Annotated in this window: 9 protein-coding genes; 7 read left to right on the forward strand and 2 right to left on the reverse strand. The window is 45.5% G+C overall.

The genetic code is table 11. The annotated features are described in order from the left end of the window. Nucleotides 1-34 precede the first annotated feature (34 nt). A complete protein-coding gene (locus IM500_RS12290; RefSeq protein ID WP_190718651.1) occupies nucleotides 35-2233 on the reverse strand; it encodes a phosphoketolase family protein in 2199 nt (732 codons plus the stop codon). A gap of 130 nt (nucleotides 2234-2363) precedes the next feature. On the opposite strand from IM500_RS12290, the gene IM500_RS12295 reads away from it, so the two are divergent. The 4 genes from IM500_RS12295 (at nucleotide 2364) to IM500_RS12310 (ending at nucleotide 6251) form a co-directional block, all read left to right on the forward strand. Further along, nucleotides 2364-3863, forward strand: coding sequence for a polysaccharide biosynthesis/export family protein (locus IM500_RS12295; protein ID WP_190718648.1), 1500 nt, complete (start codon nucleotides 2364-2366; stop codon nucleotides 3861-3863). Between the two features lie 120 nt (nucleotides 3864-3983). Then, on the forward strand, nucleotides 3984-4175 hold the full coding sequence (locus IM500_RS12300) for a hypothetical protein (RefSeq protein WP_002795737.1): 192 nt from the start codon (nucleotides 3984-3986) through the stop codon (nucleotides 4173-4175). Between the two features lie 46 nt (nucleotides 4176-4221). Beyond that, entirely contained in the window at nucleotides 4222-5181 is a 960-nt protein-coding gene (locus IM500_RS12305; protein ID WP_287738533.1) for an aldo/keto reductase, read from the forward strand. Between the two features lie 494 nt (nucleotides 5182-5675). Continuing rightward, nucleotides 5676-6251 carry an Alr1449 family protein gene (locus tag IM500_RS12310; RefSeq protein ID WP_190718642.1) on the forward strand — a complete coding sequence of 192 codons (576 nt, stop codon included), beginning with the start codon at nucleotides 5676-5678 and terminating at the stop codon, nucleotides 6249-6251. Here IM500_RS12310 and IM500_RS12315 read toward each other — a convergent pair. Continuing rightward, nucleotides 6234-7877, reverse strand: coding sequence for a CocE/NonD family hydrolase (locus IM500_RS12315; protein ID WP_287738535.1), 1644 nt, complete (start codon nucleotides 7875-7877; stop codon nucleotides 6234-6236). The genes IM500_RS12310 and IM500_RS12315 overlap by 18 nt on opposite strands. Before the next feature lie 134 nt (nucleotides 7878-8011). Here IM500_RS12315 and IM500_RS12320 point away from each other — a divergent pair, with 134 nt between their 5' ends. The 3 genes from IM500_RS12320 to IM500_RS12330 all read left to right on the forward strand — a co-directional run bounded on the left by IM500_RS12320 (nucleotide 8012) and on the right by IM500_RS12330 (nucleotide 12047). Further along, a complete protein-coding gene (locus tag IM500_RS12320; RefSeq protein ID WP_147069359.1) occupies nucleotides 8012-9706 on the forward strand; it encodes an ABC-F family ATP-binding cassette domain-containing protein in 1695 nt (564 codons plus the stop codon). Between the two features lie 49 nt (nucleotides 9707-9755). Then, complete coding sequence (locus IM500_RS12325; protein ID WP_190718636.1) at nucleotides 9756-10211, forward strand: peroxiredoxin; 456 nt, start codon at nucleotides 9756-9758, stop codon at nucleotides 10209-10211. 492 nt (nucleotides 10212-10703) lie between these two features. Continuing rightward, nucleotides 10704-12047 (forward strand): chloride channel protein, encoded by a 1344-nt coding sequence (locus IM500_RS12330; RefSeq protein WP_190718633.1) that lies wholly within the window; start codon nucleotides 10704-10706, stop codon nucleotides 12045-12047. Nucleotides 12048-12608 lie beyond the last annotated feature (561 nt).

Raw genomic sequence — 12608 nt, forward strand, 5'->3', positions numbered from 1 at the left:
GAGTAGGGAATAATCAAAAAAACTAACTGGGAACTTAGCCTAATAACTGGGTAGCACGGGCAGTTAAAGCATTGGCAGTCAAACCATTATAGGCCATAATTTCCCCGGCACTGGCGGTGGTTTCTCCCCGTTTCCAAGCGAAGACATCCCGACGCGCATTACTGCGTAACATAATCGGTTCTAACATGGCGCTTGTACCACCGGTTACTCCGATTAAAGCATCACCGGCAAAGAGACTGTCAAAACCAGCATCATCGAGGAAATTATTATCAGCTGCCGAGCTAGTTTCACTCATCACATCGCTAGGACGGTAGAGACGACGGGGATTAATTACCGAGACGATTTTTACACCGATTCCCGCTGCTTCTAACTGTTGTGCAGACTCAAAGACGGGTAATAAAGTCATATCACCAATGACGGCAAAAACAACTTTTTTACTGCCTTCCGATTCGTGGAGAATTACGCCGCCTTTTTCTAAAGCTTGACGGGTTTGCTCAAAAGTGGTTCGTACCAGTAAAGGCGATTTACTAGCGGTGATTGTAATGCCTTTATTGATAGTTCCTAAAGCCCATTCATAACAGACTTGAATACTGTTAGCATCGCAGGGAAAGAGAGGAAAAATATTACCATTTCGCATCATAGCGGCGAAATAATTTTCAATCTCTGGGCGTTGGTGTGTCCAACCATTACGCCCTTGCTCTAAGGCTCCAGCGGTGAATAAAGTAATAGTAGAAGGGGTGGGACGACGTAACTCGGCCATCGCTTGGGTTACAGTCTGCCAAATCGGTAAACCATTGATAGCAAAAGACTCGTAGGAACACCATAAAGTCCGCGCTCCCAAGAGAGATAAAGCGACGGCTAATCCAGCACAGGCATCCTCGCTTAAAGGCTCATAAACTTGACCGTTAGGTGCTTGGAAATAGGTATCATCGCTGGTGGGGTGAATAATCTTTAAACCGACGTTAATATTATTAATTCCCGAAGCGGCATTACCATCAGCATTAGTGACGACAAAATTGGGGTCAGCTTTACCCACAGCTACCACTAATTCCCCCATGGCAGTGGTGGCTACTTTTTTATCACCACCCACAGTATATTCCGTCATCGGTAAGGTTCCTAAATCCGGCAGCGGGAAGACTTTTTCCGTTACCACTGTTTCCACTGCCGGACCCCCTCCAGAGCGCTCGAAATTAGTACGAACAATTGCCCAAGCTTCAGGGGGTAAAGCGCGTTCCTGTAAGGCAGCAACGATATAATCTTTTTCTAAAGAATCTCCTGGATAAAGATTATGGGAAGCCGCTCCCCGTTTGTGAACTCCCGCCCCTTTAAGTTGTTTAATAATGATAACGGTTAGTTTACCTCCTAAAGCTAATTGGGCGGCTTTATCCGTGGCCATTAACACCGCTTTCATGAACTCCAGACGCTGGTTAAAAGAGAATTTGGTGCTATCTACATATTCCCCATTTTGATGAGCATTATCGAAGTCTTTGGCATTAATGAGAATCACTTCCTCGAAACCATTACCGCGCCAATAGGCTTCCATTTCGGCGTTAGTTTTCAGGGACACCATGCTATGGTGTTCTTGGGAATAGCCATTCCAGACTAAAATCGGTAGAAAATTGGTAATTTCAGGGTAAGCAGTGTGAAAATGACCAAAACTACTCATAATGTAGGGTTCTCCTAAACCACCATCCCCGATAGTCACAGGGAAAAGGGTATTAGGGTGTAATTTGGCCGCCGCCATGGCAAAATGTTGTCCTTGGCCCAAAGGACCAGCCGGCCCGAGCAGTCCGGGGATTTGTCCAGAAAGATGCCCTAAAAGTCCGTGTTTTTCCCGAAAACGTTCTCCCAATTCCCTGACGTTGCTGATGCCCATGGCTTCGAGAGAGCGATCGAGAAAGACGTTACTATAAAAACCGGGGGCATGATGGCCCACTTCGGTGAAAATATTTTTCTGGCCTAACATCATCAAAGAGGCAATCACGTCGGCAGCGCTGGCAAAACCGCCGGGGTGTCCCGATTCTTTGGTAGCGGTGATTTGTAGGGTGAGGTAACGCAAAGCATCGGCGGCTAGGAGGGTTTGATAGATAGCATTCGGGTCATTAGCGGCAATAATAGCGGTTTTTCCCTCAGCGATAGCGGCTTTTCCTGCATATTTATCAAATTCGGGTAAGGAACCCCCAAAATATTTTATTCCTTGACAAAAATCGGGAATTGTGCTAGTAGCTGTCATAAAATTAATATACCCCTTTACATACAGGCAATCGTTAAAACTATCTTACAGTTAGCGGTAACTCTCGATAGATGCGATATTACACGGGGTTTCCATAGGCGATCGACTATTTGTGCTACACTGATCGCCAATGTTAACGATAAAATTAATCCTATTGATCATGTTAAATAGCAACCAATTACAGGATTTAATCAGTAAATACCTACGTTATCTATTAATTATCGGCACTATTGCCCCCCTAACTTCCTTAGAAGCTCGCCCAGTCCAAGCCACTCCTCCGAGTAGTCCTGCACCCGCTCAAGAGGCGATTGCTCCTATCCCCGCAGAAAGCAAAGAGTACACCCTAGGAGAAGGAGATAAAGTCCGCGTCACCGTTTACCAAGTCGCGGATTTAAGCGGCGATTTCCTTGTTTTAGCCGATGGAACCCTGACTTTACCTCTGATTGGTAGCGTCAAAGTGGAGGGAATGACCGTCACCGAAGCCGGCCAAACCTTGGCCAAACGTTACACCACCTATCTCAAGCGTCCCGTGGTTACTGTTAGCATTCTCACTCCCCGGCCTCTGCAAATCGCCATCGCGGGGGAAGTCAATCGTCCGGGTACTTATACAATTAACCCCGAACAAAGCCAAAAAACGCCCCTATTGACCGAAATAATCCGGCAAGCGGGGGGAGTGACTACGGTGGCCGATATTGGTCAAGTTCAAATCCGACGCAACCTCAAGGGACAAGAACAGCTAATTCAAGCGAATCTCTGGCAATTAATCCAAAAAGGCGATACAACCCAAGATATTAGCCTCAGAGATGGCGATAGCATCGTTATTCCCACTAAAACGACCCTTAGCGTCGGGGAAGTCAATCAATTAGCCGATGCCAATTTTGGACTAGATAGCGATCGAGAAATTAATGTTACTGTGGTGGGAGAAGTTTATCGTCCGGGGTCCCATCGTATTGTCCCCACTGCCAACAATAACAATAACAACAATAATGACCAAGATCGCGGCGGCACCAGGAAACCGGCCCGACTAACCCAAGCTATCCAACAAGCGGGAGGCATCAAACCTCTGGCCGATATCCGACAGGTACAAGTGCTGCGTTATACTCGTGACGGTTCCCAGCAGAAAATCCCCGTAGATCTCTGGAGTTTGCTCGAAAAAGGTGATATGACCGGCGATATCTTTCTTCAAGAAGGGGATACGGTGATTATCCCCACTGCTACCGAAATTTCGGCCAAAGAATCAGAAACCCTAGCATCGGCTAGTTTTGCCCCTAAAACCATTAACGTGAAAGTGGTCGGGGAAGTGGTCAAACCGGGGACAATTGAAGTTCCTCCCAATACCCCTCTCAATCAGGCAATTTTAACCGCAGGAGACTTTGATAAGCGTCGGGCCAATCAGTCCACGGTGGAATTAATTCGTCTCAATCCTAACGGGACCGTCACCAAAACCTCAATTAACATCGATTTTTCCCAGGGTATCAACGAGAAAACTAACCCGATTCTCCGCAATAATGATGTGGTTGTGGTTCATCGTAACGGTCTGGCATCTGCTACCGACACCCTCGGCACGGTTTTAAGTCCCTTTACCGGTCTGACAGGCCTCTTCAACGGATTTTTTAATCTTTTCCGTTAAAAAAGTTTACTTTACCCGGATGTCATTAGCTAAGTAATCGAGCTAATAATAGATATAGAAACGGCGAAAAGTCGTGAGCGTTTACGGCTTTTCTGCTCGATAGACTCAGGAAAGAAAACTATGATTTTTCTCCTTACTCTAGCCCTACTCGCCCTGTCGATTAGCTACAATGTTCAAGGCGAAATAATTAGCCTCAGTACCCGCTTATTAGGTCTTTTTTGTGGCTTATTAAGTTTGTTCTTTACACCCCTACCGGTAAAAGTTTTTATCCTTGTCACCTTAGTCGTCTTCAGCTGGGATTTTCAGCCCTAAACCCGACTGAAACCCTAAGCATACTTAACCCATCAAAAAAACTGTTATGCAAAAACGCTATCTCGGTCAGACTAATATAGAAATTACTCCCCTTCTCGTGGGTACTTGGCAAGCAGGAAAAAAGATGTGGGCAGGTATTGAAGATGAGGAAAGTATTCAAGCCATTCGTGCCGCTTTTGAGGCAGGAATTACCACTGTAGATACAGCCGAAATCTACGGGGAAGGTCACTCGGAATTGATTGTCGCTCAAGCTTTAGCCGATGTGCGAGAACAGGTAATTTATGCCACAAAAGTTTTTGCTAATCACCTCAAATATGAGCAAGTTATCGCAGCTTGCCATCGCTCTTTAAAAAACCTCCAAACTGATTATATCGATCTTTACCAAATTCATTGGCCTAGTGGCTCATGGAACACGGAAATAGTGCCTATTTCTGAAACTATGGCCGCTCTTAATTATCTGAAAGCACAGGGAAAAATTCGAGCTATAGGGGTTTCCAATTTCTCCCGCTCTCAACTGGAAGAAGCTGGTCAATACGCCAGAATTGAGAGTATTCAACCTCCCTATTCTCTGTTTTGGCGCTCGGTAGAAAAGGAAATTATGCCCTATTGTATAGAAAATAATATTTCTATTCTGGCCTATTCTCCCCTTGCCCAGGGTTTATTAACAGGAAAATTTAGAAACGGTTATCAGTTGGCAGCGGAGGACCATAGAATTAAAAATAAACTCTTTCATGGCGAAAACTTTCAGAGGGTACAAGCGGCTTTAAATCAATTAGAACCGATTGCTGACCGCTATAATTGTTCCCTAGCTCAATTATCTCTTGCTTGGTTAATTAAACAACCCCAAACTAATGCAATTGCTGGGGTAAGAAATGCTGCTCAAGCAGTTAATAACGCTCAAGCAATGACAATTAATTTAACCCCAGAAGACCTAAAATTAATTGATAATATTGGTAAACAGGTAACTGATTTCTTGGATGATAATCCCGTGCTGTGGGATTTCTAAAAATTATACAGCAGTTATCCTAAGGGTGAGATAGAAGTTTTGGTGGGTGCATCTCAACATTTGCAGAAATACCGACAATCAGCAATTATCAGTGACTCTTAAATTGGTACAAAAATATGAACAATCGCGTCTAAGCATCCCACCGAAAAACTAATGCGCTCCGGGGTTTGGGGGCGGCGCCACGACCCCAACGGGGGGTTTGGGGGGTAGAACCCCCCAAAAGCTTGGATTGAGTGATAAAATCGGAAGTAACGCCCAATTTTAAAAGAGAGTTTCCCTTTAAAAATCCCAACTTAGTAGATTTACGAAAGTGAGATTCAGTTCCTGTTCTTTGATTGTAACTGGCTACTTAGTTGATGATAGGTGGTGCGTTAGTAACGCACCCTACGTTTTACTTAGTAGATTTACAAAAGTGAGATGCACCCTATTTAATTCCCAGGAAAAAGCCTGTATAATGACAGCTATAGTCCGATTCTTACCGCAGGATTATCCCTATGGCTAAATCCAAAAAACACAATCTGCAATGGATCAAAGAAACCCTCGATTTAAATCCAGATCATAACTGGAAATCTAGTCCGGGTAACAGTATTTTTGTAGCTGGTCGCGGTGCAGTTCGCTTTGAAGTTCCTCAGGATTGGCATTTTGAACCCGATGATAATTCCTTTCGTTTTTTAGATAGAAAACCCCCCGATGATGATTGTCGTTTAGAGGTTTCCTATAATTTACTTCCCCCCGGAGATTGGAAAGAATTGCCCCTGAAAGGAATGGTCAAAAAACTAGCTCGTGAAGATAGCCGCAATCCTCACGAAATTGGCGAAGTTATCCAAGAAAAACGCCAAACCGCACGCATTGTTTGGGTACAAATTCAATTCATCGACCCCCAAGAAAATCGGCCTGCTTATTCGCGCATTGCCGTGGGTATTGGTTCCGGGGTTCAATGTTTAATTACTATGGATTATTGGGCCGATGATGCGGACAAATTCACCCCCGTCTGGGATACGGTTATCTCCTCTTTGGTGTTAGGTTTATACATTCGCGATCCCCGCAGCGGTTTAGCTTTCCCCGACTAAAGGTAATAGCAATTTTGCAGGAAAATTTCCTTGACAAAAAACCTTAATTGTGATAATAGAAAAATCGATCGCCCGACTCGCGTGGGGATGGCTGCCGGTCCCCGCATTGACGGGATGTGCAGGAAAGCAAGAGGCACTCAGACTTAAACGCAAGCTATGACCTTGAGGAATAGTGATAAAAGTGGCTTGCATGGCAATATTTAGGGGCGATTCGGGATTATTTACCCGTTTATAACCCTGAGTGATATTAAAAACCCGACCATCGGGGGTAACTTGAGAAACCACCGCGCAGATATCGAAACTAACCGCATCTGCTTGACAATAACAATCCAGACGGGGACTGCCCAAAATCGTTAAATCTTTCTCTAGGGGGGGAGAAGTGTAGGTAATCACATCACTGCGACAGTCTAGCATGGTGCGGTCGAATATTCCCCCCGGTAGGGCGCTATGACCTCCTAAAGATGGGACCGGTCGCCAAGGATCGTGAACGATGGTATCCTCGATCGCAGGTTCTAACAAAATCGCGCTTAATTTCCCCTCATCCTCGCGCAGATTGGCTAAACCTTGACTAGCAAGATAATAAATTTGCTGATTTTCTGTTGGAAATTTATCCAGATATTGCCATTGATTAGACCCCATTTGAAATAGATACAGGGGAGGATTTTCAAATAACTCCACTTCCTGACCTTTTAAGAAATAATCAAACCATTGCAGCTGCATTTTATCCACGGGACTAATTGCCTGTTGACCATAATCTATCTCTCCTGCTTTTCTCCCCCAGGGTAGATGAGTCCAAGCACCAATAATTAGCTGTTGGGGATAGATAGAACGCGCTTGCATTTCTTGGTATAAACCCAAAGTTCCCCGGAGATGAGGATCGAACCAACCTCCGATATGTAACATCGGTAAATCGATATTTTTTAACAGGTTTTGCGGTGATAAATTTTGCCAATAGTCATCGGGAAGATAACGAGTAATCCAATCGTGATAAAAAGAATCAGCAGCTAAATCTTGCAGAATTTGGGGAGAGGCAGCAATAGGATCAAAAAGGGGTAAATTTCGGGAAGCTACCCAGAGTTTTTGATAGGCAGTTTCGTCCCCTTTTAATCTAGCTGTTTCCGCCGCTAATTGTATTGCCCAAGCGAGATTATATTGTAAATTAAATGCTTCATTTTCATAGCCCCAATCTCGATATAAATCGTGAGCGATCATTGCTGGGCAAATAGTTTTTAAAGCATCATGACCATTAGTAGCGGCGTATAATTGAGTCATTCCCTGATAGGAAAAACCATACATTCCCACCACACCCGTATTATTAGGAATAGTTAAAACCCATTCAATGGTTTCTAATCCGTCGCTAATTTCATGGGCAAATAAATTAAAATTTCCCGTCGAGTTTCCCCGTCCCCGGACATCCTGAATTACCACAATATAACCCTGACGTGCATACCAACTAGGATGGGCATAAACCACCGTAGAAGCGATCGCTTTTCCGTAGGGTTGTCGCATTAGTAAAATGGGAAAAGATTCCCTACTATCGGGACGATAAATATCGGCAGCTAAACTAATTCCATCTTTGGTGATCAAACTAGCCGTTTCTTTTTTTATGGGGTAGGGATTAAACATTATTATCTCTTTCAGATCAAAAATACTGTCAGGTGGCTCAATCGAGAAAACTTGACAGAGACCAGTAAAGCTTAACTAAATGTTACAATAAAGGCGGACTGCCTCAACTGCCTAGGACTGGAGAAAAATCAGCGATGCTACGACTAGAGAGAATTAGTAAGATTTACCCGACGGGAGAAGTGTTAAAAGATGTCACTTGGGAAGTAAAAACTGGCGATCGCATTGGGTTGGTGGGAGTCAATGGGGCCGGAAAATCCACCCAGCTGAAAATTATTATGGGGGAAGTGGAACCCACGGCCGGGGAGATCATCCGTCCTACCAGTCTCCATATCGGCTATCTCACCCAGGAATTTGAAGTGGACCCCCGTCGGACGGTACGGGAGGAATTTTGGACGGTGTTTCAAGAAGCGAATCAAGTCCACCATCAACTAATAGAAATTCCCCAGCGCATGGAAAAAGCTGATCCCGAAGAATTAGATCGCTTAATTCATCAATTGGATCGCCTACAAAGACAATTTGAAGCGTTAGATGGTTACGGATTAGAAGCGCGCATCGAGAAAATTTTACCAGAAATGGGCTTTACTATTGATGACGGCGATCGCTTGGTAAGTTCCTTTAGTGGTGGTTGGCAAATGCGGATGAGTTTAGGTAAAATTCTCCTGCAAACTCCCGATATTTTACTCCTCGATGAACCGACTAACCATTTAGACTTAGAAACCATTGAATGGTTAGAAAAATTCCTCAAGGATTTAACTACTCCCATGGTCATAGTTTCCCACGACCGGGAATTTCTCGATCGTCTCTGTACCAAAATTGTCGAAACTGAAAGGGGAGTTTCTACCACTTATTTAGGTAATTATTCTGCCTACCTACAGCAAAAATACGAACAACAATCTGCTCAGTTAAGTGCCTACGAACGTCAGCAAAAAGAACTAGAAAAACAGCAAGCTTTCGTGGATCGGTTCCGGGCCAGTGCCACCCGCAGTACCCAAGCAAAAAGCCGGGAAAAACAATTAGAAAAGGTAGAAAAAATTGAAGCCCCAATTGCCGATGTGCGTACCTTAAAATTCCAGTTTCCGCCAGCAGTGCGTAGTGGTCGGGAAGTGGTAACTATTAAAAATATTGTTCACATTTACGATGATAAAATTCTCTTTTTGGGAGCAAATCTGGAAATAGAAAGGGGCGATCGAGTGGCGTTTTTAGGACCAAATGGTGCAGGAAAATCCACGCTTTTACGTTTAATTGTTGGGTTAGAACCTCCCACAGAAGGCTCGATCGAAATCGGTAAACATAACGTTATTCCTAGTTATTTTGAGCAGAACCAAGCGGAAGCTTTAGACCTAACTAAAACTGTTTTAAATACCATTCATGATGAAGTTCCCGATTGGAAAGATGTGGAAGTTCGCAGTCTTTTAGGGCGATTTTTATTCAGTGGGGAAACGGTATTAAAAAAAGTAGAATCTTTGAGTGGTGGCGAAAAAGCGCGTCTTGCTTTAGCCAAAATGTTACTTGCTCCCGCTAACTTATTAATTCTCGATGAACCCACTAATCACCTCGATATTCCCGCCAAGGAAATGTTAGAATCGGCTTTAAAAGTTTATGAAGGCACGGTTTTAATTGTTTCCCATGATCGTTATTTTATCTCCCAGGTAGCTAACAAAATTGTCGAGATTCGGGAGGGCGAATTAATTGCCTACGCAGGAGATTATCACTATTATCTAGAAAAACTAGACGAAGAAAAACAAAAAGCCGAACAAAAACGCATTGAAGCAGAAAAAGCGGCCAAAGCTGCTGCTAAACGGGCTAAACAAAAGACCAAAAAAGGTTAGAATATAAAGCATCACCCTATCCACGATTATCCATTCATTAATTAATCTTATGGCAGCTATAAAAGTAGGCGATCGAGTTCCCAATTTTTCTCTCCCTTCCCAAACAGGGGCAACGGTTAATGTCAGCGATTTAATCGGTAGAAAATCCCTGGTAATTTATTTCTATCCCAAAGATGACACTCCGGGTTGTACCGCAGAATCCTGCGCTTTCCGCGATAGTTACGAAGTGTTTACCGATGCGGGTGCGGAAGTTATTGGTATTAGTGCCGATAGTCCCCAATCTCATCAACAATTTGCCCAAAAATATAATCTTCCCTTCACCCTTTTAAGTGATAGCGATAACCGAGTCCGTAAATTATTCGGTGTTCCCTCTACCCTATTCGTCCTCCCCGGACGAGTTACCTATATCGTTGATCAAGAGGGAATCGTCAGACATATTTTTGATTCTATGTTAGATTTTAAAGCTCACGTTACCGAATCTTTGAACACAATTAAATCTTTTTAGGTTGATGATTATGCAAGAAATTAAAACATCTATCCCATAATTGGGACAGTTCTGACTTAAAAATAAAATTAATGGTGTGTTAATTTTGACTAACACACCCTCAATCTGCTTTAGTTATTGGCAAAAATGACGGCTGGAAACAGAAGGCTAACATAGGCAAAGCTAACACCCAAAAGTTTGTCGTTATTCCTTATAAACGTCTAATTGAAATGTTAACTTATACTAAATCCGTTGAGTAGTGGTTTCAAGTTACAACATCCTAAGAAAAGCATTCCCAAATCCGTTCAGCTATGGGATAGAGAGGTGCGTAGTTCAGCCAAGGAGAATTAATCTCTCGAAGTAAAAGTGAAGGGAATTTCTCAAATAGAATTCAGTCTGTTTATATTTGACTATACTTTTACTAACTATATAGTAAAGACTTTCAGGGTGTTTTGCTTGACCACTCCAATGGACTTGCTATAGGAACGATAAAAGTTTAACTTTCTTGGCACGATGCTAAATAACAAACTACAACTTCTGTTAACCAGGGTAGGCCCATGGGCTGTTGGCGGCCTGCTCGGCGGTTTGATCGGCTCTCTGGCCGCGGTACTGCTGACTGAGGCAATTAAGCAAACCCTCAGGATTGCCTCTGACCTAGGCAACGTCTGGCTACTGCTGCTGCCTCTGGTGGGCGTTACCTTAGCAGTGCTAGTCCTGTTTGGACTGGGTAGGGGGCAACCCGTGCAGACCTTAGCTCCCCGGGGGGCAACTTCCTCTGGTCGCTGGGGTTCTCTCATGGACTGGTACTCCTTCCCCCATGACATTGCTCGCGCCGACCTGACCGGTGACGTGGTGAACGCATCCGGCGCGGAAGAGCGGTTCCCTTGGAATCTAGCCCCCTTGCGCGCCCTGGCCATCCTCTCCACCGTTGGACTGGGTGCGCCCATGGGAACAGAATCGCCGGCAGCTCATATTGGCGTGGCGACGGGAACCTGGTTAGGTAGCATAAATCCAGCCCTAGGTCAACTGGTGCGGCCCCTGGCCATCGGTGGCGGTGCGGCCAGTGTTTCTGCTCTGATGGGAATCCCTCTGGTGGGCAGCTTTTTTATGTTTGAGTTGAGTCAGCGACGCCAGGTTCCGATCACCCCGGAGCGGGCAGCGGCGATGTTAGCCGGGGGACTGGTGGGATGGGGAGTCAACGCTGCCTTTAAGCTGCAACTGATCCGGCTGGTCGTGCCGCAGGTTGCCCCGACTGACTTCTGGGATGCGGTGGGTGCCACTTTGTTGATCGGAGTGATCGCCGGCACGATTACAGCCCTCACTGGTGAGGCGATCTACTGGGCCAGAGGCTTGCGGGACAGGCCCGCCACTCGTCTCCTGATCGGTGGCCTGGTGATGCTATTCTTGGCGATCGTGATCGGACAGGTGGCGACTCCGGCAGCGGCTTTTGGACCGGGGGGAGCCGCTATCGTCTGGGCCGAAAACATTAAAACAACTCCTTACCATCTGTTAGCGGTAGCTCTGCTCCGGGCCGCGGCCACCACCGCTGCCGTTTTAGCCGGGGGCTGTGGCGGCGTGTTTGTCCCTTTTCTGGCGATCGGCGACCTCAGTGGCCGGGTGTTCGCCACCACCTTTGAGATTTCGGGGGATCTGGCGGGTGCGGCGGGGGCAGCGGCCGGTATTGCTGGCGGCTATCGCCTACCTCTGACCGCCATGGCGATGGTACTGGGGGTGGGTGGCCCGGGGGCAGCCCAGCTAACCTGCCTTGCCACAGTGGTGGTCGCCGCCCTTTCGGGATTGGTGGCCGCACGGGCAGCCAATCAACTCTCCAGTTCCCTGCGCGCAATGTTCCGCTAGAAGCCACCGTCAGGGGATTGACAATCTCCGCACTTTTAGGGCGGAGATTCTTGGGCAACATCTTGCCTCTACTAGCAACCAGCAATTCTCAGTTTTAGACATAGCAAGCCTTTTAGGGATTTAAAGAACATTTTAAAGGGGGATTTTTGGGGCAACTTTGGGTGTACTATCACGTCAAAAGCCTGAAGACTCGTGACATGAAATTTGCAATCCCATTGAATTTGACCCCGTATTATGGGAACTAACCCCCAAAAGCCTTGCTACAGGGCAAATTTAGAATTGCTGTCTTCACCCCGACATTTGAGATCAAAACCCCTAAGAGGATTTGTTAGGGGTTTTTACCCATCAGGAAACTGGTCACAACTTGTCGTAAAGTGAAATAGGACTGACCAGTGCCACCGATTTTGATTAGCAAACTCCCTTGACATCCTCACCGCCGTAAACGGACGGCGATTCCCAAACCTCACGATTTGGGTTTCTGCTTCTTTCCCGAAGGATTTTTCGCACCTGCCTTAACAGATTTACTCTGTTCTGGTCTTATGGTCGCTCTACAGACTGACA

It is taken from the genome of Microcystis sp. M179S2 (genome assembly GCF_020245805.1).
Lineage (GTDB): Bacteria > Cyanobacteriota > Cyanobacteriia > Cyanobacteriales > Microcystaceae > Microcystis > Microcystis aeruginosa.